This window comes from Micromonospora sp. WMMD734 (assembly GCF_049178975.1).
Taxonomy (GTDB): domain Bacteria; phylum Actinomycetota; class Actinomycetes; order Mycobacteriales; family Micromonosporaceae; genus Micromonospora; species Micromonospora wenchangensis.
On sequence record NZ_JBMHMK010000001.1, the window covers coordinates 5,977,753 to 6,003,459 of the forward strand.

At 73.4% G+C, this 25,707-nt stretch carries 17 protein-coding genes; 5 read left to right on the top strand and 12 right to left on the bottom strand.

The window, feature by feature from the left end:
* Positions 1 to 163: 163 nt before the first annotated feature.
* Complete coding sequence (locus tag ACN267_RS25960; RefSeq protein WP_421489855.1) at positions 164 to 3,004, bottom strand: CHAT domain-containing protein; 2,841 nt, start codon at positions 3,002 to 3,004, stop codon at positions 164 to 166.
* 83 nt (positions 3,005 to 3,087) lie between these two features.
* Here ACN267_RS25960 and ACN267_RS25965 point away from each other — a divergent pair, with 83 nt between their 5' ends.
* Positions 3,088 to 3,456 (top strand): hypothetical protein, encoded by a 369-nt coding sequence (locus ACN267_RS25965; RefSeq protein WP_204961832.1) that lies wholly within the window; start codon positions 3,088 to 3,090, stop codon positions 3,454 to 3,456.
* Between the two features lie 832 nt (positions 3,457 to 4,288).
* On the opposite strand, the gene ACN267_RS25970 is transcribed toward ACN267_RS25965, so the two are convergent.
* Genes ACN267_RS25970 through ACN267_RS25980 form a run of 3 tightly spaced genes read right to left on the bottom strand, consistent with a single transcriptional unit; the run spans position 4,289 to position 7,433 of the window.
* A complete protein-coding gene (locus tag ACN267_RS25970) occupies positions 4,289 to 5,908 on the bottom strand; it encodes a hypothetical protein (RefSeq protein WP_204961831.1) in 1,620 nt (539 codons plus the stop codon).
* The gene (locus ACN267_RS25975) at positions 5,905 to 6,759 is read right to left on the bottom strand and encodes a protein phosphatase 2C domain-containing protein (protein WP_204961830.1); all 855 of its coding nucleotides are present in this window, start codon (positions 6,757 to 6,759) and stop codon (positions 5,905 to 5,907) included. The genes ACN267_RS25970 and ACN267_RS25975 overlap by 4 nt, the downstream gene beginning before the upstream one ends.
* On the bottom strand, positions 6,756 to 7,433 hold the full coding sequence (locus ACN267_RS25980) for a vWA domain-containing protein (RefSeq protein ID WP_145922261.1): 678 nt from the start codon (positions 7,431 to 7,433) through the stop codon (positions 6,756 to 6,758). The genes ACN267_RS25975 and ACN267_RS25980 overlap by 4 nt, the downstream gene beginning before the upstream one ends.
* A gap of 227 nt (positions 7,434 to 7,660) precedes the next feature.
* On the opposite strand from ACN267_RS25980, the gene ACN267_RS25985 reads away from it, so the two are divergent.
* On the top strand, positions 7,661 to 8,890 hold the full coding sequence (locus ACN267_RS25985; protein ID WP_204961829.1) for a cellulose binding domain-containing protein: 1,230 nt from the start codon (positions 7,661 to 7,663) through the stop codon (positions 8,888 to 8,890).
* A gap of 25 nt (positions 8,891 to 8,915) precedes the next feature.
* On the opposite strand, the gene ACN267_RS25990 is transcribed toward ACN267_RS25985, so the two are convergent.
* The 4 genes from ACN267_RS25990 to ACN267_RS26005 form a co-directional block, all read right to left on the bottom strand.
* Positions 8,916 to 11,273 carry a low temperature requirement protein A gene (locus tag ACN267_RS25990; RefSeq protein WP_421489856.1) on the bottom strand — a complete coding sequence of 786 codons (2,358 nt, stop codon included), beginning with the start codon at positions 11,271 to 11,273 and terminating at the stop codon, positions 8,916 to 8,918.
* A gap of 251 nt (positions 11,274 to 11,524) precedes the next feature.
* Positions 11,525 to 12,934, bottom strand: coding sequence for a ricin-type beta-trefoil lectin domain protein (locus tag ACN267_RS25995; RefSeq protein WP_204961827.1), 1,410 nt, complete (start codon positions 12,932 to 12,934; stop codon positions 11,525 to 11,527).
* 295 nt (positions 12,935 to 13,229) lie between these two features.
* Positions 13,230 to 15,689, bottom strand: a complete 2,460-nt coding sequence (locus tag ACN267_RS26000; protein ID WP_421489857.1) for an IPT/TIG domain-containing protein — start codon at positions 15,687 to 15,689, stop codon at positions 13,230 to 13,232.
* Positions 15,690 to 16,004: 315 nt separating this feature from the next.
* Positions 16,005 to 17,063 (bottom strand): polysaccharide deacetylase family protein, encoded by a 1,059-nt coding sequence (locus tag ACN267_RS26005; protein WP_204961825.1) that lies wholly within the window; start codon positions 17,061 to 17,063, stop codon positions 16,005 to 16,007.
* A gap of 270 nt (positions 17,064 to 17,333) precedes the next feature.
* On the opposite strand from ACN267_RS26005, the gene ACN267_RS26010 reads away from it, so the two are divergent.
* The gene (locus ACN267_RS26010; RefSeq protein WP_421489858.1) at positions 17,334 to 18,023 is read left to right on the top strand and encodes a histidine phosphatase family protein; all 690 of its coding nucleotides are present in this window, start codon (positions 17,334 to 17,336) and stop codon (positions 18,021 to 18,023) included.
* A gap of 5 nt (positions 18,024 to 18,028) precedes the next feature.
* Here ACN267_RS26010 and ACN267_RS26015 read toward each other — a convergent pair whose 3' ends face one another.
* The 4 genes from ACN267_RS26015 to ACN267_RS26030 all read right to left on the bottom strand — a co-directional run bounded on the left by ACN267_RS26015 (position 18,029) and on the right by ACN267_RS26030 (position 22,392).
* Entirely contained in the window at positions 18,029 to 20,182 is a 2,154-nt protein-coding gene (locus tag ACN267_RS26015) for a peptidase domain-containing ABC transporter (RefSeq protein WP_421489859.1), read from the bottom strand.
* The gene (locus tag ACN267_RS26020) at positions 20,179 to 21,171 is read right to left on the bottom strand and encodes a TIGR04500 family putative peptide maturation system protein (RefSeq protein WP_421489860.1); all 993 of its coding nucleotides are present in this window, start codon (positions 21,169 to 21,171) and stop codon (positions 20,179 to 20,181) included. The genes ACN267_RS26015 and ACN267_RS26020 overlap by 4 nt, the downstream gene beginning before the upstream one ends.
* Entirely contained in the window at positions 21,168 to 22,151 is a 984-nt protein-coding gene (locus ACN267_RS26025; protein ID WP_421489861.1) for an MvdC/MvdD family ATP grasp protein, read from the bottom strand. Before ACN267_RS26025 ends, ACN267_RS26020 begins: the two co-directional genes overlap by 4 nt.
* A gap of 67 nt (positions 22,152 to 22,218) precedes the next feature.
* Positions 22,219 to 22,392 (bottom strand): putative ATP-grasp target RiPP, encoded by a 174-nt coding sequence (locus tag ACN267_RS26030; RefSeq protein WP_144081550.1) that lies wholly within the window; start codon positions 22,390 to 22,392, stop codon positions 22,219 to 22,221.
* A 132-nt stretch (positions 22,393 to 22,524) separates the two neighbouring features.
* Between ACN267_RS26030 and ACN267_RS26035 the strand changes: the two genes are divergently transcribed.
* Both ACN267_RS26035 and ACN267_RS26040 read left to right on the top strand, forming a co-directional pair.
* Complete coding sequence (locus ACN267_RS26035) at positions 22,525 to 23,919, top strand: LuxR family transcriptional regulator (protein WP_281902106.1); 1,395 nt, start codon at positions 22,525 to 22,527, stop codon at positions 23,917 to 23,919.
* 284 nt (positions 23,920 to 24,203) lie between these two features.
* On the top strand, positions 24,204 to 25,685 hold the full coding sequence (locus ACN267_RS26040; RefSeq protein ID WP_421489862.1) for an endo-1,4-beta-xylanase: 1,482 nt from the start codon (positions 24,204 to 24,206) through the stop codon (positions 25,683 to 25,685).
* Positions 25,686 to 25,707 lie beyond the last annotated feature (22 nt).

Here is a 25,707-nt window from a genome sequence, read left to right on the forward strand (position 1 = left end):
AGGTGGTCGCTGAGCGTGGCGATGTCGTCGACGGCCGGCCCGAGTGTCAGCAACTCACGGATGATCTTCACCCGGCCACGTCGGCAGCGCTGTAGGTGCGCTGCCCGGTGCGGGTGCGTACGGGTTGCGGCGGCTCGTGGAGCGCAACGGCCGGTCCGAGGTGCTACGGGCCGGTGTGGATCAGCGCCGCCCACACCTCAGGCCGGTCCGGGTGCGCGCGTCGTACCCGGTCGATGGCCCGGTCCAGTGCGACGGCCGCACCGTCGGCGTCCAGGCGGTCGCCCGCCCGCAGGCCGGCGTAGACGTCGTCGGCGACCTGGGCCGCCACCCGGTCGGCGACCGCCCACTGGCTGCCGATGACGTGCCGGAAGCCGGCCATCTGCAACGCCGCGGTGAGGTGGATGCCCTCGTCGGGTAGGTCCCGGCCACCGGCCGCGGTGCGGCAGGCGGACAGGTAGGCGAGGTCGCACCCGCCGGCCGACTGGCTGCGGGTGGCGAGACGGCCGGCCAGGTCCAGGACGCTGAGCCTGCCGTCGACCAGGCGCAGGGCGGCGGCGCTGGGCCGCTTGAAGTCCTGGTCCCCGTGGCAGGCGAAGTGCGCCCAACTGTGCTGTTCGAGCGCGGTCAGCACGCCCTCGACGGTGGCGCTGCGGCCGGAGAGCACCCGCAGGCCGGGCACGTGCGAGCTGACCGCGCGCAGCTCGTCGCTGACCGCCGGCAGCGGCGCCTGGCCGGGCAGGGTGCCCAACCCCACCGCGAACGCCTGCGGTGCCCCGTCCGGGGCCGGGGTGGTGCGGGCGCGCAGCAGCGCGGACAGGCTCGGGGTGTAGGACGACACGCAGCGGGCGGCCACCGAGATCCGGCGTCGCGCGGCGAGCGGGGCGCTCGCGCCGAACCGGCCGGCGGCGTGTAACGGCAGCATCGTCAGCGGCCCGGTCGGGCACCACCACACCCGGTGCCGCCGGTCCGGCCCGCTGCCGAGGATGTCGTCGAGGGCCGCGCAGACGGACTCCCCGACGGTGTCCCAGAGCCACCGTTGCAGGGACACCAGCGTCTGGTGCAGCGCGGCCCGTTCGGCCGGCCCACCGCCCGCCTCCACCGCCCGCTGTACCTCCAGGAACGCCGCGGCCCGACGCTGGGCGGTGTCGTGGGACAGCCACGGCAGCGGTACGGCGCGTACCCCGTCGGCGCTGACGATGATCGCGTCGCTGCGCCAGCGCGAGGTGTTGACCAGCACCGCCGCCCCGCCGGCGGTGGCCGGTTGGAGGGCGGCGAACGACGGCGGGTGCAGGAAGTTCGCGAAGCCCGGCTGCCGGCGGGCCTCGGCCGCGAGCCGCTCCCACCGTTCCGCCAGCCGGCGGCGGTGACCGGCGTCCTCGGTCCCGGCCCGGTGCGGGCCACCCAGCGCGCTGGTCAGCAGGTCGCGGCCCAGCTCCCAGCCGGGACGGGTCGGCAGCTCGACGACCGGGGACGCCCCGGTGCCGTCCAGTTCCCGGCGTGTCCGGTCGAGTTCGTCGGCGAGCGCGGGTGCGACCGCGGCCAGCGCGGACAGGTCGCTGCGGGTCTGCAGGGCCTGCGACCACAGCACCTGCCGGCCCTGCTCCAGCAGTTCCACCGCGCGGTGCGGCTGCCCGGCGGCGAGCGCCCAGGCCGCCGCATCGCCGGCCAGGCCGGATGCCGCGGCCAGTCGTTTCTCCTGCACGGTACGGTCCAGGCCCCGCCAGGCGAGCAGCGGAAGCAGCCCCACGGCGGTCCCGTACGCCTCCAGGGCCAGCTCCGCGTCACCGGCTTCGGCGGCGGTCTGCGCCCAGGTGCGGGCCGCGGTCATCCGGATCTCGACGGCACCCGCCCGGGAGGCCGACGACGACCGCCACATCCCGACGGCGGCGTCGAGGTCGGCCGGGTCGTGATCGATCAGGTAGCGGATCCGCAGGGCCGTGCCGAGTACGTTGAGGGCCCGTGCCCGGTCCGGGTGGCCTGGCGAGAATCCGGCCAGGGCGGCCATGCCGGTGTCGACGGCGTCGCTGACCCCGGCCGGGTCGCTGCTCATCCGGGCCCGGATCAGCAGCGAGTGGGCCAGGCTGACCAGGTGTCCGGCCCGTTGGGTGCCGGCCGTCGGCGCGTCGACGGCCTCCCGGGCGCTGCGGATCGCCTCGTCCAGGTGCGCCGACGAGTTGCTGCTCAGGCCGTGCATGACCAGCAGCGCGCCGTGGGTGGCCAGCAGTTGCGCGCGGATCGTGCCGATGCTCGGCAGGTCGGCGACGACCTGCCGGCTGACCCGGACCGCCTCGTGCAGGTCGGTGTCGTCGTCGCCGTCCAGGCTCACCCAGCGTTGCACCAGCGCGATCACCAGCACGCCGTTGAGGGCGGCCCGGTCGATGTGCCGCGTGGGCATGCCGGCCAGACCGCGGCGGCAGTGCGCGATCGCCTCGTCGATGTCATCCGGGCTGCCGGTCCGGGCGAACCGCATGACCAGGCAGAGCGCCAGCAACTGGTGGGCGGTGAGTACGTGGTCCGGGTCGGTCGAGCGGTGGACCTCCCGGCTGAGGCGTACGGCCGTGTCGATGTCCGCCAGCTGGCCGAACCGCTCGAAACTGAGCCGGTACACGTTCACGCAGCGGATCAGCACGTCGATCCGGATCGGGTCGTCCTCGTCGACGGCGGCCACCGCGACGTCCGCGTGCCGTTTCGCCGTGGACAGGTCCGACACCTCACGCCGCTGTTCGAAACGGAACCCGACCACCATGGCGAGCTGGGCGTTGACGTACGGCCACCACGGATCGTCGGGCGGGGTCAGCGCCGTCGCCTTCCCGGCGGCGGCCACGGCGGCGTCGAGCTGCTTCGGGTCCGAGGTGCGGCCCCGCAGCATCAGCACGGTGGAGAGCGCGGCGAGCACGTCCACCCGGGACGGGTCCGCGGCGAGCAGGTCCCGCGCCAGGTCCTCGGCCCGGACCAGCAGCGACTCGTCGCCACTGTCGTTGTACGCGACGACGAGCGGGTCCACCGCATCGATGGACCGCCCGGACGATGGCACGGATTCAGTAGATTCGACGGCGGCTCGGGCGTCAACCGACGGGAGTGTCGTACATGGAGCAACGCCGCCTGCTGGCCTCGTTGTGCGCCGCCGTGCCGACCCTGCGCGAGCGGGCGGAGGCGGGGGCGTGGAGCGACCTGCTCGACGACCTGCTCGACGAACTGGCCGCCGGCAGGCCGGTGGTGGAGGTCTGCCGGCAGCTCGGTTGGATGGCCGAGACCGAGACCGAGCCCGAGCGCAGCGTCGGCCCGTCGGACCACGCCGAGGGCGCCCGGCTGGAGGGTCTCGCGCCGGTGGTGCTCGACGGCGACTACCGCTGCCCGCTGCACCGCTGCTCGCGCCGGGCCCACCGGGACGACCGGGGCCGGGTGCCGCACTGCGCGCTGGCCGACACGGCGATGACATACCGGCCCGAGCCATGATCGAGGTGCTGCTGGGCGAGGTCGGGCGGCGGATCAACGACCGTTGGCTGACCCGGGCGCTCGGGCCGGCCCTGCTGTGGCTCGCGGTGGCCGCCTTCGCCGTGCTGCCGGGGCGTCATGCCGTCTTCGACGTACCCGGGGCGGCGCTCGCCGCAGCCGACGCGGTCGACCACCTGCGGGAGCGGGTCGGCCTGGCGCTGGTGGTGGGGGTGCTCGTCGTCGTGGCCGCCGTAGCGGCGGCCGGCTGCGCCCAGGCGGCCGGCAGGGTCGTCCGCCACGTCTGGCTGGGTGCCTGGGCCGGGCCGGCCGGCCGGCTCGCGACCGGGCTGACCGCCCGCCGCCGTGCCGCCGCCGTGCGCCGGTGGACCGCCCGGGGACGGGTGGTTCCGGCGGTGTACCTGCCCGACCGACCCACCTGGATCGGCGACCGGATCCGGCTCGCCGACGACCGGGTGGCCGCACAGTACGGGCTCCGTCTGGGCCTGATCTGGCCGCGACTGTGGCTGCTGCTCACCCCTGAGGGGCGCACCGACGTGACGCAGGCGCGCGACCGGCTCGACCGGGCCGTCGCCTCGGCCGGCTGGGCGGTGCTCTACCTCGCGCTGACCCCGTGGTGGTGGCCGGCGGCGGCGATCGGCGTGGTCCTCGGTGTCGTCTCCTGGTGGCGGGCCCGGTCGGCGGCGGGCCTGTTCGCCGACATCGTGGAGGCGACAGTCGACCTGCGGCACCGCGGCCTGGTCGCCGAGCTGGGTTTCCCGGTCGAGCAGGGGCGTCCGCTGTCACCGTCGACCGCTGCCGCCGTCAACGACCTGCTGCACAAGGGTGCCAGCGGTCACGGGCAGTACGACCGGACGGGCGCGGAGAGCGAGCCGACACCGTACCCGTCGTCGTCGGTGACGAGCGACAGTCGGGAGCGCCAGCAGCCGGACGACGAGCCGACACCCTCCGGGTCGAACACCACGTTGACCTGAGGGTTGCCGTCGGTCGCGGTGCGGATGCCGATGATCGTCGCCACGGGGAACGGGCCGTTCTTCGTCAGGGTGGCGGCCCGGGTGAACTGGGTCCGGCTCCGGTCCTCCAGGCCTGGTGAGTCGATGTTGATCCCGCACAGGAAGCCACGGACGGCGGCGACCGAGGACTTCATCCTGGCGGACGTCCGGTTCAGACCGGGTCCCACCTTGACCTCGCTGAGGATGCAGGGCCGGGTCAGCGGAAGGATCCTTTCCAGGTCGAACCGGGTCGGCATGGGCAGGCCGGGATATCCGGTCACCCCCGCCGGGCCGCCGGTGGGCCGGGTCAGACCCGGGATCCCCGTCGGCAGCGGGGGGTAGGACGGCTGCCGCACCAGTCCCGTCGGCAGGCCCGACCCGGCCCGGTAGGGCGGGTTCGAGGTGTCGTCGTTGGCGCTGAGCAGGCCGGCCACCACCGCGACTGCGGCCAGCGCCGCGCCGAGCAGAGCCCAACCCCGGCCGGCCTGCCGGGGGCCGACCACCGCAGGGGCGGGGACGACGCGGCGTACCGGGTCGGCGCGGACGGCGTCCGGGCGGGTCGGCTCCGGACCGGTCGGGGCAGCAGCGGCCCGTTGCGGCGGTGCCGTCGGCGGGGTGCGGCGGATGCTCCGCTCCAGGGCGTCCGACCACTGCTGCGGTGCGGGCCGCAGGTGCGGGGCGGGGTCCAGGCTCCGGGCGGCGAGGGTGACCAGTTGCCGGTCGAGCCGGGTCCGGGCCGCCTGCGGGTCCCGGGTCTGCTGGTCACCGGCGAACAGGCGCACCGCGAGGAGCCCGAACTTGTACGCGTCGGTGGCGGGGGTGGCCAGTTCCTCGGCGTCCGCGTCCGGCACGTGCCACTCGGGGGTCTCGGCCTGCGCCAGCACCGAGTCGCCGTCCAGCCGCATCGCGTCGCAGTCGATGAAGTAGCACCGGGGCCGGGAGTCGAGGCTGAACAGCAGGTTGTTCGGTGACAGGTCGCCGACGCAGATGCCGAGCCGGTGCAGCAGGGTCAACGCCTCGCCGGTGTCGCGCAGCAGTTCCAGGCGCGTCCGGTCGTCGATGTGCAGCCCACGGTCGAGCAGGTAGTCGTCGCTGTTCAACAGGTACTGCACCTGGGCCAGGACGGTGTCCGGCCCGCGCGGCAGTTGGATGCGGACCCGGAACCGGTCGGGTACCCGGGGCATCAGGAACCCCCGGACCACGCCCTCCTTGCGGACGATCGCGGTGGGCCAGGCGGCGAGACCGAGCAGTGTCTCCGCATCCGGTCCGGCCGCGGCGGCGAGCCTGACGAAGCGGTTGAGCGTGGTGACGTCGACGTCGTCGACGAACCGGGTCGCGTACTCCTTGTAGACCCACCGGGGGTCCTCGGTGAGGGCGTAGACGGTGCCCTGGCCGCCGGTGCCGATCCGGGTACGCGGGCCGAGGGCGGACAGGCTCACCTCGGGCGGCAGCGGGCCGGTCACGACGGCTCGGGCGGCACCGGCCAGACGGCCAGCACGGTGCGGTCGTCGTCCCACGATCCGCCGGTGAAGTCGAGCATCCAGGCGAGTCGGGTCATCGCGGGCGGCGTGGTCAGCGCGTCGCCGAACAGCCGCCCCAGCTCCCCGGTGCCGTGCCCGAGCGGCTCGGCGAAGCCGTCGGTGGCCAGCACCAGCACGTCGTCCGCGGTGAGCGTCACCGTCACCGGGTCGACCTCGGCGGGCACCCGGGGCAGGGCGGCGACGCCGTCCGGGAGCAGTTCGTCCTGCGGGTCGGCCGGGTCGGTGAACAGCAGCTCCCAACAGCCGTCGCGCAGCCGCCAGGCGGCCGAGTCGCCGACCCGGACCAGGTGGGCGAGCGCCCGTCCGGGGCCGTCCGGCCGGACCAGGGCGACCACCACGGTGCTGGCCAGCAGCGTCTCGGCCCGCTGCGGATCGGTCTCGCCCAGTTGCCGCCCGGCGTATTCGACAAGTGCCCAGCCGGCGCAGCGCAGCAGGTCGTGCCAGTCGACGGGGTCGTCGGCGCGCAGCAGGTAGTCGACGACCGTCCGGCACACCATGGTCGCGCCCAGGTGGGACAGCGGGGCGTTGGAGACCCCGTCGGCCACCACCGCGATCACCGAACCGGCCGCCGTGGCCAGCGCGAAGTCATCCTGGCGGGGCACCCCGGACGCCCGGTGGCCGGGCCCGCGTACGGAGGCCGCCCGTACCGCGAAACCGGCAGCCGCCCAGCCGTCGGCCACGGTGTCCGGCCGGTACGGCTGTGTCTGCGGGGCGAGGGCCGGCGACTCCGGCCCCGGCACCCCGATCAGCGGCGGCGTCCAGTCGAAGCTCACACCACGTCCACGGCCATCCGGAAGCTGTCCGGCCGCTCCACGACCAGCTCTGCGGTGTCACCCCCGACGGCCTGCCCGGACCTGATGACGCTGCGGGTCAGGGCGGTGCAGAACTCGGCGATCGCGAACCCCACCTCGACCCCGGGCGTGGCCACGAACGCGAACTCCGGCCTGGTCGCCACGTGCAGGATCGTCTCGGCGCGGGCCTCGCCGATGCCACACGCGATGATGTTCGGCGCGGTCGGGGTGCGCTCCCGGTCGGTCAACTCGGCGTAGACCGGCTCCCACTGGCCGGGGTCGGTGGGCTGCCCGTCGCTGAGGAAGAACACCGCCGGCCGGTGCACCGCGAAGCCCTCCCGCTTGAGCGCCCGCACGTCGGCCGGGATCCGGTCGATCAGCAGGCTGAACGCGACGCCGTAGGCGGTCCCGGCCCGCACCGACAGCTGCGGGAGTGACGTTTCGTTGCGCAGGTCGGACAGGGCCGAGTGGACGATCACGTCCTCGGAGAAGCCGATGATCGAGAACCTGACCTTGGCCGCCGCGAGGGGCTCGCGCAGCAGGGCGTCGTGCAGCGACTGGAGCCCGGCGTTCAGCTCACCCACCACCGGCGTCATGGAGACGGACTCGTCCGCCACCAGGTAGACCGGCAGCACCCGCCCGGCGGTCTCCGCCATGCCAACCCCCAACCGTCGTCAGTGGACGGCCTCAAGGTAACACCGTGCGTCTACGCGTCCGTGGCGGTGCGCTACGCCACCGGGTCGGCGGGTGACGCCAGCCGTCGGCACGGGACGGCCGGTCGCGCGGCCCGGGGTCGGAACGGTCGGGTCGCGGTGGGCCGTAACCGCACACCGGATGATGCAAGCCGTTGACAAGCATCGATTTATTGCCGCACGGTGGACGCATGTCAGGGGTCCGTTCGTCCGCGTTGCGCCGCCGGGTGCGGCCCGGCCTGCTCGCCACCGTCGTCTCGTCGATCGCCGTGCTCGGCACGGGGGCGATCGCCGTGCCCGCCGCCATCGCCGGCACCACGGCGCTGCCCGCACCGGCCGCCGGTGCACTCCCCGCGGTCGCGCCCGCGCCGGCCGGTGCCGTGGTGCCCCTGACGGGAGCGGCCACGCCGCCGCCGAGCGCGCCGCCCACCACGCCGCCGGGCACGCCGAACACCTCGCCCTTCCCACCGGGCGTGCCCACGAACGTCGCCGCCAGCCAGGTCCGCACGAATTCGGTCACCCTCACCTGGACGGCCGCGACGCCCGGCTGCTGCGCCATCGCCGGCTACGACATCACGTACTACAGCCCGTTCGACGACGTCGTCATGTCGGCGAGCGTCGGCACCGTCACCACCACCACGATCACCAGCTACATCAGCCCGGGCCGGCAGTACTCGTTCCGGGTCTCGGCCCGGGACGTCGTCGGGCACCGCTCGCTGGCGTCGGAGCCGGTCACCGTGGTCACCCCGGTCACCGACACCGGGCCGGACATCACCCCGCCGAGCGCGCCGCAGAACCTGACCATCGGGGACGTGACCGACTCGACCGCCACGCTCTCCTGGTCGCCGTCGACCGACGACGTCGGGGTGAGCGGCTACAACGTCTACCGCTTCGACGGCTGGTTCACCTCGTTCCTGGTCGCCACGGTGCCGACGACGACGCACACGATCGCGCTCCCGCCGCCCCCACCGCCGTCGACGCCGCTGCGGTACCAGTTCTACGTGCGGGCCCGGGACGCGGCCGGCAACGTCTCGATCGCCTCCAACACGGTCTACGCGCCGACCACGCCCACCCCGCCGACGACGCCGATGCCGCCGCCACCCACCTGCCGGGTGACCTACCAGAACCAGTCCGAGTGGCAGGGCGGGTTCGTCACCGTCGTGACGGTCCAGAACACCGCGACCACGCCGGTGGACGGCTGGACGCTCACCTTCGGCTTCCGGGGCGACCAGCGGATCACCTCCGCGTGGAACGCGACGACCAGCCAGAGCGGGGCCACGGTGACGGCCCGCAACGTCGACTGGAACCGCGTCGTCCCGGCGAACGGCTCGGTCAGCTTCGGCATCCAGGGCAGCTGGAACGCCAGCAACGCGCCGCCGACCAGCTTCATGCTCAACGGCGGTCCCTGCACCGCCGGCTGAGCCCGGCACCGGCGGCCCGCCCGGATCACGTCCGGGCGGGCCGCCGGGTCCGTGGGTCGCCCTCCTGCACCGCCTCGACGACGGCGAAGACGACGCCGAGGACGGTCAGCAGCACCAGTGAGACGACGGCCGGCAGCGCGACGGTCACCGGCGCGAGGACGGTGACCACCCCCGCGCCGATGAGCCGGTGGGGGCTGACCGTCCGGAAGATCCGCAGCCAGAACATCTGGTTGCCGAACAGGTACAGCGCCACCCCGAAGAACAGCATGTAGTGGCCCAGCAGGGCGCTGTGCCGTTCCTGGGACGCGGCCAGGGTCTGGTGCAGGCCGTAGGCGACCAGGACGATCCCGGCCATCATCGGCAGGTGCAGGTAGGTGTACGCGTCGCGCGCGGCGCGGACCCGACGGTCCCCCTCGTAGGCCCCGAGGGCGATCCGGGCCGCGTCGATCCCGGTGAAGTAGCTCCACCAGATCGTGCCGAGGGCCACCACCGACGCGACGACGACGACGAGCGTGGGAGCGGAGATCGGCACGTTGTTGATGGAGATGCCGACGGAGAGGACCGCCTCGCCGACGGCGATCAGGATGATCAGGGCGTGCCGGTCGGCCCAGTGCCGGACCAGCCTGATCCGCCACAACCGCCCACCGGCCCAGTACCCGGCGCCGTACTGCACGAGCAGCGCTGCCACCCAGAGCAGCGTGATGGCGGGGTGCCGGGCGACCGCGTCGGGGGCGATCACCTCGATGACGGCGATCACCAGCAGGATGGCGATGGTGGCGGTCATGGCGACGAACCGGGTCCGGGTGCCCCGCAGGTCGGCGTTCTCCCGGACGAGCTGCCGGAAGATCAACCCCTGCATGAGCTGGATGCCGATGTAGCATCCGACGACCAGCAGCGGGCCGGGGAGGCTGCCGGGCAGGGGGACGAAGGCCTGCGGGATCGCCAGCCCGATCAGCAGCACCGCCGTCATGATGCCCGCCGTGCACAGCCGCACCAACGTGCTGTCGTGCCGCACGGCGTTGGCGAGCCAGGTGTACGACGTCCAGGCCCACCACAGCAGCGCCAGCAGGATCATGCCCTGGGCCAGGCCGAGCAGGGTGGGAAACCGGTTCATCACGGCGGTGACCTCGATGAAGGCGTACACGAACACGAGGTCGACGAAGAGTTCCCGGGGGTCGACCGTCCCGACGTGGAGGCTCTCCGCCTCGACCGACTCGTGGAGTTGCCGGTGCTTGCGCCGGAAGAGGGTGTTGTCCAGCACCAGCATCGTGCAGACGGCGGCGACGAGCACCACCAGCGCCTGCACCGCGGTCAGCCGTCCGACCACCGTCAGTAGCGCCGTCAGCAGCGCCACCCCCACCAGCGGACCCCGACCCAGCAGCCGGACCGCCCGCCACTCCACCGCGACGAGCGCGCCCAGATAGAGCAGCACACCGCCGTACAGGGTGGCGACGCCGGCCGACGGCCAGGGCCTGGTGCTCTTCGGGGTGGCGTGCGTGTTGAGGTACTTCAGGCCCAGCGCGAAGAAGATCAACCCGCCGATCATGGGCAGGTGAAACCCGCTGTAGACGTCCCGGCCGACCCGGGCGCGCTCCCGCCCGGAGCTGGCCCGCAGGGCCCGTTCGATGATCAACTTGGCCAGGTCGAAGTAGCTCCACCACAGTCCGAAGACCACGCTGATGCCCAGCACCGCCCCGACGGCGAGTTGGGCGGTCACCGGGCGGTCCACCCCGAGCCCTTCGCTGGCACCGATCGAGATGATCGTCTCGCCGAGCGCGATGAGCACGATCAGGGCGTGCCGTTCGGCGAAGTGCCACGGCGAGACGACCCGCCAGCCGCCCTTGCTGGCCACCACGAGGATGAGCGAGTCGGTCACGAGAGCGCCCGCGAACAGCACAGCCTGCACCAGGGCGGCGTCGACGATCGACGGCAACAGCGGCGGCACCAGGTAGGAGGCGAGCAGCATCAGCCCACCGGCGATGAAGATCAACCAGGCGGCGACCACCGACGGCCGTCCGCCCTCACCCCGGTGGCTGACGAACGTGAGGACGACCATGGCGGTCGCCCGGATCAGCAGATATCCGCAGATCAGCACCATGGGGCCGGGCAGCCCGCCGGCCCGGTCGGTGAACCCCTCGGGTATCGCGACCCCGATCGCCAGCAGGGCGGCGGCGATGCCGAGCATGATCGGGGGCATGATCCCCCGGTCGAGGTGCACCACGTTGCCGAGCCAGACACACGGGGTCCAGCAGTGCCAGAGAAGGAGCATCACGAGCACGCCCTGGACCAACCCGAGCGGGCTGAAATGCTCGGCCATCAGCGTGGTGACGGCCAGGAACGCGAACACGAAGAGCAGATCGACGAAGAGCTCGACCCAGCTCACATCGCCGATGGCCCCGGGATCACGGGCCACCAGACGCCGACCCCCGGCTGTCGGGTGTGGCGCGGGATCATCCCTCCGCACCCGATAAGCCTCGCAAACCGGACACGGCTTGTCCCGCCAACGTCGATTAGCGCAGCGAACGGCCGATCCGAACAGAAGTCACCTGCCCGGCGTACGTCACCGGGCCCGGGCCGGTGCCTCCCGGCGTACGGGAGACACCGGCCCGGCCCGCGTGCCGGTCGGGCGCAGCGTCAGGTCAGGGGCGTCAGGGTGAACCGCTGGTTGGTCTGACCGTGACAGTCGTACAGCTGGACCTGCGCCCCGTTGGCGGTGCTCCAGACGTCCAGGCACCGCCCGGACTGCACGCTGCTGATGGTGCCGTTGGCATTCACGTTCCACTGCTGGTTGGTCTGGCTGTGGCAGCCGTAGATCTGGACCGCCGCGCCGTTGCCGGAGCCGGCCGCGTCCAGGCACATGTCGCCGTACACCCGCAGTTGTCTGCCGGAGGTGTACGTCCACGCCTGGTTGGCCTGCCGGTTGCAGTCCCACAACTGCACCCGGGTGCCGTTGGCGTGGGAGGCGTTGGGCACGTCGAGGCACCTGTTGGACTGTGCGCCGACGATCAGGCTGGCTGCACCGGGCGGGTTGCTGGTCGGCGTCTGGGACGGGGTCGGGGGTGGGGTGTCCGACGGCGTCGGCGGCGGGGTGGTCGGCGTCGTCGGCAGCAGCGGGCAGGTGCTGCGGTAGCTGACCACGCCGTTGTTGTCCGCCAGCGGGCAGAGGAACTGGCTGTACCGGGCGTCGTTGTCGACGAACATCTTGAGGAACGGCAGCATGGTCCGGATCAGCACCGGGTTGGAGCGGCCGACCATGAACCCGTGGTCGGCCCCCGCGACCTCCAGGTAGGCGCTCTCCGTGGTGGCCGGCAGGCTGTTGTAGAGGCCGGTGGCGTAGGACGGGGTGACCACCGTGTCGGCCTGGCCGGCGAAGACCATCGTGGGCACCCGGTCGTTGGCCAGGTTCGACGACGGCGAGTACGGCGCGATGCCGACCGCCGCCTTCAACGCCGGACGACGGATGGCCGCGCTGAGCGCTCCGCCGCCACCCATCGAGTGACCGGAGACGGCCAGCCGGTTGGGGTCGATCCGGTCCCGGACCGGGCTCTGCTGCACCAGGTAGTCCAGCGCGGCGAGCAACTGGGTGCCCCGGGCGGTGTCGAAGTCGTTACGGCTGTTGGTCTCGATGCCGATCACCACGAAGCCGTGCGAGGCCAGCCACGGCCCCATCCAGGCCAGCTCGACGGAGAACAGTGCGGTGTAGCCGGGCGAGATGGCGATCGCGCCGAAGGTGCCCTGGCTGGTGTCGGTCGGGTAGTAGATCCGGCCGCCGTTGAAGCCGTACCCGGTCGGGACGGCGACCGAGGTGTTGGCGAACGGGCCGTTCACCGACGCGACGCTGCTCCGGGTGGGGTCGGGGCCCCGCTGGTACGGGTTGTCGGCGGCCGACGCGGTCCCGGTCGTCACCGTCATGGTGAACAACCCGACGACGGCGGCGGCGATCCCGGCGGCGGCGAGCGTGACGAGCCTTCCCCGCCGGCGGGGGGAGACCCGGGCGGGTCGGGGCTGCGCCGGGGGCGGGGAGTGCGGTGCGTGTCCTCGCACTGTCGGTACCTCCTGGTGGTGGTGGGTGGTGGTGGGTGACGGCGGGCCTGGTCCTGTGCCGGGTTCGCCCGCCCGGTGTCGTCCGACCGGAGGTGGGTCGGCTCGGGCTGCCTGATCGGCGGCGGACGGTGGCGACGACGCGGTTACCGGGCGGGGTCGTCGGGACAGGCGGGATCCCGTTAACGTTCACATTGATCGATGCCTATTAGGCTGACACACAACTCCGGGTTGTTCAACCGGTAGTTTCGATTGTGTGAACCGATAGTTTCGGCCACCGCGTCGGTGGTGGTCGGCTCTACCGCGGCCCGCGCACCGCACCCTCGGTGACCGGCCCGGTGGCCTTCGACGTCGCCGGCGTCGGCGAGTAGCCGGGCCTGATTGCGGTGACCGTCACGGTCAGCCGCTCGCCCAGCCGGGACGCCGGGACCCGATAGGTGGCCCCGGTCGCCCCGCCGATCGCGGTGCCGTCGGCCGCCCACTGATAGGTGTACGCCGTGGCGGCCGGACTCCACTGCCCGGTCGAGGCGCGGACCGTCGCCCCCACCGCCACCAGGCCGATGACGGCCGGCGCGGTCACCGGCCGGATGGCCGGTGCACCGGTGATCGTGAACGCGTCGGCGAGCGAGACCGCGTCACTCCAGTCGTTGGGCCGCACCGAGACGGACGCCCTGCCCGCGACGGCGGACGTCAGGTCCACCTCGGCGGTGAGGGTCCGGTGGTCGGGGGACACGCTCCGCACCGACGCGGTCAGCGCCGCGCCGCCCGTCGGGGTGACCGTGACCCGGTCCTCCTGCTGGAAGCCGGTGCCGGTGAGGGTGATCGTCCGCACGCCGCCGGTGGCGACCGAGGACGGCGACACCGACGTCACGGTGAGTGGGTCGGGTGCCACGTAGAAGGAGTAGAGGGACTGCAACGAGTCGACACCGTCCACGGTCCGGCTCCGCACGTAGAGCGTGTGGTAACCGGAGTCCGGCGGCGTCCAGGTGATCGTCGCCGTGCCGTCCGCCGCCGCCGTGACGGTGTTCTCGGTGCCGGCGACCTGGTACACGTACTTCACCGCGCCGGGCTGTCGGGGCGTGAAGGTGAAGGTGCCCGGCGCGATCCTGCCGGAGCCCGACGAGGGGAAGTCGGTGGAGACGACCACCGGCGAGTCGGTGACCGACCAGGAGGTGCCACCCTCGCCCGTCCGCACACCGGCAGCGTTCCGGGCGACCACGGTGACGTAGGTGTAGCCGCGCCTGGTGAGCGTGTACCGGAATGCGACAGTGCCGTCGGCTTCGGCCGGGAGCACCTGACGGGTGGCGGGGTCGCCGTTGAGGAGAACCTCGTACTCCGTGGCGTTCGCCATCTCGGTGCGTGCCGTGAAGCTGGCCGTCGAACCCAGCACATCGCCGCCGCTGCGGGTCACGTACGGATGGCCGTCCTGGACGGAGACGGAGACGTACCGGGGCTCCGACAGGGTGCCGTCGGCGCTGCGGCTCTGTACCAGCAGCGCCTGGGTGTCCATGTTCTCGTTGGTGGCGGTCCAGGTCAGGTCAGCGGTGCCGTCCGCACCCGCCGGCAGGACGGTCTTCTGGTCGGGCTCGTTGCCGCTGTGGTCGCGACGCCAGTAGAGGTAGGACCCGACGTCGGGCATCCGTGGGGCCAGGTGGAACCGGAGTGACGATCCGACGACGACGCTCCGGTCGACGTCACCGGTCACCCTGGGCGCGTTGTCGACGACGAACGTGTAGGCCCGCTCCGGGTGCGTCGTGCCGTCGCCGGTGACGCTGCGCACGTACAGCGTCTGGCGGCCGGCCCGGGTCGGGGCGACCATCGCGACGGCCCTGCCTGCGGCGTCGGCCGCGACCGTGCCGGAGGGGCCGCCGGCGTCGATACGCCAGGCGAACGACGCCGTGCCCTGGACGTTGGCGGTGAACTCGAATGCTCCGGGTACGCCGACACCGTAGTCCAGGTTGGTGCCCCAGTCCGGATACGCGCTGGAGAAGACGGACGGCCGGGTCTCCCGTACCCAGAACTCGTACACCGTCCGGTCGGACCAGTTGCCGGCGCGGTCGACGGCGTACACGGTCACCGAGTGGTGGCCGGCGCCCTTCGGCGTCCAGGAGACCGTCGCCGGGCCGCCGAGGCCCGTCGCCGGCACCGTCGAGTAGTCGTCGTCGCCACCGGTCTCCCCGGAGTAGAACAGGTAGCGGTAGTCCACGGTGTCGGTGGAGGCCGAGGTGAAGGTGAACTCCCCGGCCGTACCGACCGCGCCGCTGGCGTCCTCCCAGTCTCCGGACGGGTACCTGGTCGAGGCGACCACCGCCGCCGGACCGCCGCTGCGGTCGATCGTGAAGTGGCAGGTGTCGCTCCACGGTGACGTGGTCGCGCCGTCGAGGACGCGGACCCGCCACGCGTACGTGACGCCGTCGAGTTGGCGGGCAGGGTCCTCAAGCTGGATGTAGACCCGGTTGTTGCGCCTGTCGACCCCGTCGCGCCACTGCTGCGGCTCCTCGGGCCTGGTGACGTCCCACACCTGGAAGTCGGCCTGCGGATCGGCGCTCTGGGGCGCACCGGTCCAGGAGCCCTGGAGCGTGACGGCGTGGGCGTCGTTGAGGCGCTCCGGGCTCAGGTAGGGCCCCGGTGCCTGCGGGGCGCACGCCTGGCCGGCGGTGATCAGTGCGGTCGGCCCGCCGACATCCGCGGCGGCCGGGGCGGCGCTCGCGCCGAGCACCGACCCGCAACCGACCGCGAGGGCCGTGGCTGTTGACAACAAGCGCCGAGTGGCGCGTGCGAGGGCACGCATGCCGGTCCTCCCCGTGACGACGACGGTCGACCTGACAGGCGTCCGCAGAGGAAGGATCGCATGGGCGGCCGACCCTGACGAGGCCATTTACTCCTTTGCGGACGATCAGGTGGGTTCGATGTCCGATCGGTCCCGACGCCCGGTCGTCGAGGTGTCCGTGATGCGCGGGTCCGGGGCCGGCCACGCGGGGAGCCCTCCCCGGATGCGGGGACGCATCGGGGAGGGCCCGGTCCGGGAGGACGGACCTGCGGTGGCCCGGCCGGCCGTGGCGGCCAGCAGTGATCAGCTCGCGGTGCAGGACCGGATCTGCGGCCTGGCGCTGCTGTTGCCGTTCATCATCGTGGTGAAGCCGAAGGTGTTGCCGCTGCCGTTGGAGCGCATCGTCATCACGTAACCGGAGCTGTCCCAGCTGGGCGTGCCGTTCCAGGTGGTGTTGACCTTCTGCGGTGCGGTCAGCGCCACCACCACCGTCCAGTTGCTGCCGCCCTGGACCGTCACCGAGGTGTTGTACCGGTCGCCCCACACGTTCGGGTACGTCGCCGTCGCGGTGCACGTCCCACCGGCCGGCGGGGTGGTCGGCGTGCCGGTGGGCGGGGTGGTCGGGGGATTGGTCGGCGGGGTGCCGTCCGGGGCCACCGCCCGGCCGGTGCTCGGCGAGATCATGCCCGGGCACAGGCCACGGCTGTTCAGGTTGGCCATGATCTGCCCAATCGCGTCGCGGGTGTTCTGGATGCCGTCGTGCATCAGGATCACCTGGCCGTTCTGGAGCCGGCCGGCGTTGGAGACGATCTGGCTGACGCTCGCGCCGTTCCAGTCCTGGGAGTCGACGTCCCAGATCACCTGGCGCATGCCGAGCGACGAGGCGACCGACTGGAGGGTCGAGTTGGTCTCGCCGTAGGGCGGGCGGAACAACTGCGGCCGTACGCCGGTCGCCGACTGGATCGCCGAGTTGGTCTGGGAGAGGTCGGACTGCATCTGGCTCTGACCCATCGAGGTCATGTGCGCGTGGTTCCAGCTGTGGTTGCCGATCCACATGCCGGCGTCGACCTGGGCCCGGGCGGCGGACGGGTTGCCCTGCACGTTCTGCCCGACGTTGAACATGGTCGCCCGGACGTTGTTGGCGCGCAGCACGTTCAGCAGCGCGTTGGTGCTGCCGGTCGGCCCGTCGTCGAAGGTGAGGCCGACGTAGCCGTTGCAGGCGGCGGCGCTGGACGGGGTGGCGGAGACCGCGACGCCGACGGCGCCCAGCGCCACGGTGGTGGCGAGCACCGCCAACCGGACGGTCAGGCGGGCGGCTCGGGAACGGGACGGGCGGCCGGGGCCACCGGTACTGGGGATCATGCGCAGGTCCTCCTGAGGGCGGTGATACCTGGGGCGCGGGAATCAATCGAGATGTGTGGATGTCGCTGTGAATCGGAGTATTGCAGCGGCATTTCGAACGCGTCAACGACTTTCGGAAAACTTTCGGAAACGTGTCCGGTCGGGGCGTCGGGGCTGGCGAGCCGCCGTGTGCCGCCCCCCGCCCCCGGCCCGACAGCGCCGCGTCACCCCGCGTCCCGGCCCGCGTCGCCGGGCGTCGCCCCGCGCCGGCCGCTGCCGCACAGTGGAACCATGGACACCGTCGCGGAGTTGACCATCGTCCGGCACGGGCAGAGCGTCGCCAACGTCGCGTTCGCCGAGGCCCACGCGCGGGGCGTCGCCACCCACGGGCTCACCGGGAGCGACGCCGACATCCCGCTGTCGCCGTCGGGCCGGCGACAGGCCACCAGGCTCGGCCGCTGGCTCGCCGCACAGCCCGCCGACCGGCATCCCGACCACGTGGTCTGCTCCCCGTACCGGCGGGCCCGGCAGACCTGGGCCCGGGTGGCGGACACCACGGCCACCCTCGGCGTCACCCCGGTCGACCTCGACGGGCGGCTGGTCGACCGGCTCATGGGCGAGCTGGAACTCCTGACCCCGCTCATGATCGCCGAGCGGTTCCCCGCCGAGGCGGCCCGGCTCGCCACCGACGGCCCCTACGCCTACCGGCCACCCGGCGGCGAGACGTTCGACGACGTCGCCGCCCGCGTCCGCGCCACCCTGGCCGATCTGCACCGCCGGCACGCCGGCCGCCGGGTGTGGCTGGTGGCCCACGACGCCGTGGTCGTCGCCGCCCGGCACGTCCTGGAGGGGCTGTCGTTCGCCGACCTCGACGCGATCCTCGCCACCACCCCGGTCGCCAACACCTCACTCACCCGCTACGTGGCCACCCACGGCCGCCTCGACCTCGTCGAGTTCGCCGCCGTCCCGCACGCGCCGTGACCGGCTCAGCGGACCGGGTCGGGCCACGACCGCCCGGCGGCGGGCACACCGGCCAGCCGGGCGAACGGCCCTCCGGCGGCCAACAGCACCCCCGGCGGCCCGCTCTCCACCAGCCGCCCCCGGTCGAGCACCAGGACCAGGTCGGCGTCCGCGACCGTCGAGAGCCGGTGCGCGATCACCAACCGGGTCACCGGCAGCGTCCGCAGGTTCGCCTCGACCGTCGCCTCGGTCACCGTGTCCAGCGCGCTGGTCGCCTCGTCCAGGATGAGCAGGGCCGGGTCGGCCAGCAGCGCGCGGGCCAGCGCGACCCGCTGCCGTTGCCCGCCGGACAGGCCGACGCCACCGTCGCCGAGGTGGGTGTGCAGCCCCATCGGCAGGGCCGCCACGTCGTCGTGCAGCACGGCCAGCCGGACCGCCCGGTCGACGGCCGCGTCGGAGGCGTCCGGGCGGGACAGCGTCAACGCCTCGCGCAGGGTGCCCGCGCCGAGGTAGGTCTCCTGCAGGACCACCCCGATCTGCCGGCGCACCGAGGACAGGTCCAGCGTGGCGAGGTCGTGGCCGTCGACGTGGATGCGCCCCTCGGTCGGGGCGTACAGGCCGGTCAGCAGGCCGACCAGGGTGCTCTTGCCGCTGCCCGAGCCGCCCACCACCGCCACCTTGCTGCCGGGCCGGATCACGGCGGTGACGTCGCGCAGCGCCCAGGGCGACCGCCGGTCGTACCGGAAACCCACCCCGGTCAGGGTGACCAGCCCGGTCAGCCGGGGCGCGGGCAGACCCGGGGTGGGCTGCTCGACCGGGGCGTCCACGATGTCGGCCAGCCGGTCCATGGTGGGGGCGAGCAGGGTGAACGACGGTAGCCGCTGGGCCAGCGCGACCGCCGGGGTGATCGCGGCGACCGCGAGCGCGGACAGGCCGGCGGCCCGGCCCGGCGAGTCCGCCTGCCGGACCGCGACCAGCAGCATCAGCACCGGGCACGCCATCGACCAGGCGGCGAGCAGCGCGTCCGCGACCGCCGCCAGCCGGGCCAGCCGGTGCGCCGCCGACACACCCCGGTCGAACGACTCCTGCCAGCGCTGCCGTACCCGCTGCTGGGCCCCGGCGACCCGGATCGCCGCCATGCCCTGCACCGCCTCGGAGAGCCGGGCCGCCTCCTCACCGGAGGCGAGCAGTTCCTCCCGTTGCAGCGCGCCGGAGCGGCGGCCCACCCACAGCGCCGTGCCCGCCTGCACCGCGATCACGGCGGCGGCCACCAGCCCCAGCACCGGTGACAGCACGGTCACCACGGCCAGGTAGCCGACCACCAGCAGCCCGTCCAGCGCGGTGGCGACCAGCGCCGACGCCAGCAGGTCCCGGACGCCGGCCACCGCCCGGACCCGGTCGACCAGGTCGCCGGCCGACCGGCGGTGGAAGTACCGGTAGACCACGTCGAACAGCCGGTGCACCGTCTCGGTGCCGAGCCGGCTGCCGATGCGCCGTTGCAGGCTGGTCACGGTCAGGCCACGGGCCAGGGACAACGCCCCGGTGAGCAGGGCCAGCGCGGCGACGGCGGCGAGCCAGGTCGCCGCCGGGGGCGCGACGGCGTCGATGAGCGCGGCAGTCGCCCACGGCACGGCCAGGCCGGTCGCGGTGAGCAGCACCGAGGTCGCCGCCAACAGCGCGAGCAACCCGGTGTGCCGGCGTAGCACCGGTACCAGCAGGTCGCGCACCGGTGACGGTGCCGCCGGTGCCGGTGGGGCGGGACCATCGGCCGTGGCCAGCAGCACCACCCCGGTGGTGCCGGCGCAGAACTGGGCGGGGGAGAGCCGTCGGCGACCCACGGCCGGGTCGACCACGTCGACGCCCCGGCGGCCGATCCGCTCGACCACCAGGTAGTGGTCGCCGTTCCAGTGGGCCAGCAGCGGCATCGGCAGCTCCCGCAGCCGGGTGGCGTCCACGCGCAGCGCCGGCAGGGCGATCGCCCGGCAACGCAGCCCGTGCTGCTGCGCCTCGTCACGCAGGTCGCGCAGGCTCAGGCCGTCCCGGCCGACGTCGAGCCGGGCCCGCAGGTACGACGCCGGGACCGCCCGGCCGTGGGCGGCGAGCAGCATGGCCAGCGCGCTGGGCCCACAGTCGGTGGCGGCGACCTGGAGCACCACCGGCACCCGTCGCCGGACGGTCACCGGACCCGGGTCGTCCGGTCCCGGGGCAGCCAGAACCACTCGACGTCGGTGCCGGCCCGCCGCTGCGCCAGCCACTCGTCGAACATGGCCCGCTCGACCAGCGCCCGGGTGTCGTCGTCGAGGACGGCCGGCTCGCGGTCGACCACCACCGCCGTCACCGCCGTACCGGCGATGGTGGTCGGCACCGGCCCGGTGGCGTCGCGCAGCTCCGGCGGGGCCGCGACCGCCACCGCCCGCAGGGTGCCGGCGGCCCGGCCGGCACGGACGGCGTCGGCCACCGCCGCGAGCGCCGTCGCGCGGTCGGCGGGGGGCGTCCCCTCGGCGGTCCAGGCGATCAGGAGCCGGTCGAACGTGGACCGGTGCGCGGCGAACCACTCCGGCAGCCGGTCACCCACCACCCGGGCCCGGAGCCGGGCGACCGCCACGGTGTGCGCGATCAGGTCGGCGAAGTCCTCGGCGGTGAGCCCCCGGTCGGCGAGCCACCGCGCGGTCGACTCGGCGTCGAGCAGCCCCTTGGCCCGGCGGTACGCGTCGGCCGCCGCCTGGAGCTCGTCGTCGTCGACCTCGACCGGGTGCTGCTCCAGCTCCTCGGCGACCAGGCCGGTGTCGACCAGCCGGGCGAGCACCTCGTGGTCGTACCAGAGGAAGTCCAGGGCGGTGAGCGCCTCGCCCACCCGCAGCGTGCGGGTGCCCACCCGGGCGAGGTGGTGGTCGGAGTGCCGGACCGCCCCGCGCAGCGGCCACGGCAGGGCCGGCGTCGGACTGTACGCCACGGAGACCGTGCCGGCCGGTTCGCGCAGCAGCACGTCGAAGGCGACCGACCCGTCGGCCACCTCCTCGTCGCGCACGACCGCCGGATCGGCACCGGGCCAGCGTTCCCGCAGCGGGGTGAGGCGTCGGCGGGCCTCAGGCAGGCCGGCGCGGTCGACGGTCAGCTCCCGTACCAGGGTGACGGCGGCGTCGAGCAGGACCGGGTCCAGGGTGGTCACGTGGTGGCTCCGTTGGTGGGGGCGGGCGTGGTGAGCAGGTCGACCACGGCGGCGGTGATGGGCAGCCCGGTCTCCTCCTCCACCCACAGGTACTGGCCGGTGGGGTTGATCTCGATGTAGACGTACCGGCCGTCGGGGGTGACGATCAGGTCGAGGGCGCTGTAGCGCAGGCCGAGCGCGCGGGTCAGCGCCTTGCACCTGGCGGCGACGTCGGCGGGCAGGTCGTAGCGGCTCAGCGGGGTGTTCCGGTCGTCCTCGCGACGCCAGTCGTGCCGGGCGTGGTTGGACCGCTGGGAGTCGATGGCGGCGGTGAAGACCCGGTCGCCGACGACGGTGACCCGCAGCTCGACCCGCTTGGGCACCCGTTCCTGCGCGATGAGGGGGCAGTGGCGTACCCCGTCGACGTGGCCGACGTCGCGGTGGGTGACCGGTTCGGTGAAGCGCATCAGCTCGTCGCGGAGGCTGGTCAGCCCGACCTGCTTGGTGATCATCCGGCCGCCGGTGTGCGAGAACAGGTCGAGCACGTCGCGGGGATCGTTGCCGACGGCGGTCGCCGGCACGTCGAAGCCGAGGCGCAGGGCGAGCTGGAGCTGGCGGACCTTCTGCTGGGCCCGCAGCACCACCGGTCGGGCGGCGGGCAGCGCCGGCACGTCGAGGGTCTCCCAGACGTCGCCGACGAACTGCCGGCTCTCCTGAACCACGAAGCCGGCGTGGGGTTCCCCCAGGTGGGGCGGGGCGACCGGGACGCCGGGCCGGCGGAACCAGACGGCGGTCACCGCGTCGAGGTCGACGGTCCCGCCCGGGCCGGCGTGCCGGACCAGGGTACGGGTCAGCCGACCGTCCCGGATGGTCACCGACAGTGAGGCGCGGGACGGTACGTCGGCCGGGTCGAAGCGGACCCAGCTGACGCCACGTCGGCCCAGCTCCACCTCGGCCGCGTCGGCGTGTACGTCGTCGGGGGCGGTCAGGATGAGGATCATGGGTGCTCCGGGCGGGGGACCGCCGACGTCCGGCCCCTCGGTGGGCCGGATCGCCGACGGTGACGGATCAGTCGAAGTCGGTGTCGGTGTCCGGTCGACCCCCGCCGGGGATGTCGTCGATGGTCTTCGACGAGCCCGCCCCGTTGCGGGGCAGCCCACCGAGCATCCGGGCGAGCTGGTCGTCGGCCAGCTCCACCCCGTCGGCGGGAATGGTGTCGATCTCCACGGTCCTGCGCTTCATGGTGCTACCTCTATCCGTTCGCGAACGCCCACCGGCCGGCTGGACCGGCAGGTGCATGCAGTCTGGGTGGCCCGGGGTGACCTGGGCACCAGGGAAATCCCCAGGGTTGGCCCCGGGTTCTACGCTCAGCCGGTGTCCACCGAGATCACGGCCGAGCGCCTGCTGTCGGCGGCCGACCGTGCCGACCCGGACGAGGCCGCGCGGCTGCTGTTCCGGGCCTTCCTCACGCTGTCCCGCACCGCAGACAGCGACCAGTTGCTCCCGCTGCTGACCCGGGTGCGGGAGGCCCACGAGGCGAGCGGCTCGGCGCCTACCGCACTGATCTACCGCACCCTGGCGGGGACGGCGGCCACCCGGGCCGGCCTGGCCGAGGGCCCGGAGCACCTCGCCGCCGCCGTCCGGATCTTCGACGAGCATGCCTTCGGCGACGACCCGGTGCTGGTGGAGTGCGCGTTGACCGCCGTGATGACGCTGATGCGTCCGGAGGAGGCGCGTCGGTTCGCCCCGCTGCTCGCCGGCCTGGACCTGCCGCCGGCCGACCGGGCCCGGCTGCTCGCCCTGGTCGGGGTCGGTGACTGCTGGGCGGGCAACCTGGTCCGGGGTCAGGCGGAGCTGCGGGAGGCGGCCCGGTTGGCCGGGCAGTGCGGCACCCCCGACGTGCAGGCCGAGGCGACCTCCTGGCTGGCCAAGTGCGACGCGCTGCGCGGTGACCTGGACGATGCCGCCGTCCACCTGGACCAGGCCCGCGAGCTGGCGGCACAGGTCGGTTCGGCCTGGGTGGCCCGCCACCTGCCCGAGTGCACGGCCGCGCTGGCGTTCGCCCGGGGTGACCGGGAGACCTGGGCCGGGCTGCTCGAACTCGTGGTGGCCAGGGACGTCGGGGCGACCGCCGGTCTCCAGTACGAGCACCGATGGGAGTTGGCCACCCACCACGCCCTCGCCGGCCGGTCCCGGCTGGCCGGTGACCTGCTCGCCGGGGTCGACGACCCGCCGGCCTCCTGGCCGGGTGGACCGGTGCTGCCGGCGTGGCGGGCCTGGATCCTCGACCCGGGCCCGGCCACCACGGCGACCCTGACGGCGGCGGTGGACCTGCTGACCCGCCCGGTCGAGCAGTTGCTCGCCGCCCGGGTGGCCTGGCTGCTGGGCGTGCACCACGGGCGGGCCGGCCGGCGGGGCGAGGCGGCCCGGTTGCTGGAGCAGGCGTGCGCGGGGTATGCCCGCACCGGCGCCGCCGGGATGCTCACGCTGGTGATGCGGGATCTGCGGTCCCTCGGTACGACCCCGCCGGGTGCGGTGCCCCCGCTGGTCGCCGATCCGCCGTTCCCGGTGCCGGCCGGGGAGTCGACGCTGACCGAGGCCGAGGCCCGGGTCGCCACCGCGATCGCCAACGGGCTCAGCAACCGGGAGGCGGCCCAGCGGCTGTTCGTCTCGGTGAAGACGATCGAGTTCCACCTGGGCAACATCTTCCGCAAGCTCGGCGTCCGTAACCGTACGGAGCTGGCGGCCCGGCGGGCCCGTACCGGTTGAGGGCGACACCTGTCGCAGATCGAATCCATTCGATATAGCATCGCCACAGGGCAGCGTCACCCCGCACGGGCGTAGGACGCGGAGTGTTCGCCATCCACCGGACGGACCGGGCAGCCGACCGGTGGTCACCGATGAGGCGCGGCCGGGCGACCCCGGCCGGCCCCCCTGTGACGTGCTGGTCCCGCCGCAGGCGCGGTGTCCCGGTCGTCGATCCCACGAGCGGTCGACCGGTCGCGTGCCCGTCCGGCGGTGACCGGACGGAACACCGAGGAGGAAACGCACAGATGAACGACGTACCCGCTCGACCGCAACGCCGTACCAGGAGGGCCAGCCGGCTGCTGCTGGGCGGCGCCTGCGCCCTGGCGATCACCGTGTCGTCGATGGCCGTGGCGACCCTGGCCCACGCCGACCTCAGCGGACCGCCCGGGACCACGCTGAAGGCCGCCGCCGAACGCAGCGGCAGGTACTTCGGGGCCGCGATGGGGTCGGACCGGCTCAGCGACTCCGGCTTCCTGAACATCGCCAGCCGCGAGTTCGACATGATGACGGCCGTCAACGAGATGAAGCCCGACGCGACCGAGCCCAACCCCGGGCAGTTCGACTTCAGCAGGGGTGACGCGATCTACAACTGGGCCACCCAGCGTGGCATGCGGTTCCGGGGCCACACCCTGGCCTGGCACGCCCAGCAGCCGAGGTTCTGGGGCAGCCTGAGCGGCAGCGCGCTGCGGCAGGCGATGATCAGCCACATCAACGGCGTGATGGCCCACTACAAGGGCAAGCTCTACGCCTGGGACGTGGTGAACGAGGCGTACGCCGAGAACGGCACCCGCCGCTCCTCCAACCTCCAGTCCACCGGCAACGACTGGATCGAGGTGGCGTTCCGCACCGCGCGGGCCGCCGACCCGTCGGTGAAGCTCTGCTACAACGACTACAACATCGAGAACTGGACGTACGCCAAGACGCAGGGCGTCTACAACATGATCAAGGACTTCAAGGCGCGCGGCGTGCCGATCGACTGCGTCGGTCTGCAGACCCACTTCACCGGGGGCAGCTCGCTGCCGAGCAACTTCCAGACCACGCTGTCCAGCTTCGCCGCCCTCGGGGTGGACGTGGCGCTGACCGAGGCCGACGTCACCAACGCCTCGACCAGCCAGTACCAGGGCCTGACCCAGGCGTGCATGAACGTCCCGCGCTGCGTCGGCATCACCACCTGGGGCATCCGGGACAGCGACTCCTGGCGGGGCAGCGAGAACCCGCTGCTGTTCGACCGCAGCAGCAACCCGAAGCCGGCGTACACCGCCGTGCTCAACGCGCTCAACTCGGCCTCCACCACGGTCCCGGGGACCTCGACCCCGCCGCCCACCACCCCGCCGACGACGGCCCCGACCACCCCGCCCACCACGCCGCCGACCACCCCACCGACCACCGCTCCGCCGACCACGCCGCCGCCGACCGGGCAGCCGGGCGGCTGCACCGCGACGTACCGCACGGTCAGCAGCTGGACCGGCGGCTTCCAGGGTGAGGTGGTGGTGGCCAACACCGGCTCCACCGCCATCACCGGCTGGACCGTGCAGTTGACGCTGGCCGGCGGGCAGACCATCGCCAACGTCTGGAACGGCAGCAACACCGGCACCAGCGGCACGGTCAGCATCCGCAACGCCTCCTACAACGGCTCCGTCGGCCCGAACGCCTCGACCACCTTCGGGTTCCTGGTCAACGGCAGCAGCAGCACCGCGCCCGGCAACATCTCCTGCACCACCGCCTGACGGCGGGCGCACCCCACCCCCG

Bases quoted from the DNA above. Each gene is read 5' to 3' on its own strand.
- ACN267_RS25965 (WP_204961832.1), top strand. From the start codon at position 3,088: ATGGAGCAACGCCGCCTGCTGGCCTCGTTGTGCGCCGCCGTGCCGACC.
- ACN267_RS25980 (WP_145922261.1), bottom strand. From the start codon at position 7,433: ATGGCGGAGACCGCCGGGCGGGTGCTGCCGGTCTACCTGGTGGCGGAC.
- ACN267_RS25985 (WP_204961829.1), top strand. From the start codon at position 7,661: ATGTCAGGGGTCCGTTCGTCCGCGTTGCGCCGCCGGGTGCGGCCCGGC.
- ACN267_RS26005 (WP_204961825.1), bottom strand. From the start codon at position 17,063: ATGATCCCCAGTACCGGTGGCCCCGGCCGCCCGTCCCGTTCCCGAGCC.
- ACN267_RS26010 (WP_421489858.1), top strand. From the start codon at position 17,334: ATGGACACCGTCGCGGAGTTGACCATCGTCCGGCACGGGCAGAGCGTC.
- ACN267_RS26025 (WP_421489861.1), bottom strand. From the start codon at position 22,151: ATGATCCTCATCCTGACCGCCCCCGACGACGTACACGCCGACGCGGCC.
- ACN267_RS26030 (WP_144081550.1), bottom strand. From the start codon at position 22,392: ATGAAGCGCAGGACCGTGGAGATCGACACCATTCCCGCCGACGGGGTG.
- ACN267_RS26040 (WP_421489862.1), top strand. From the start codon at position 24,204: ATGAACGACGTACCCGCTCGACCGCAACGCCGTACCAGGAGGGCCAGC.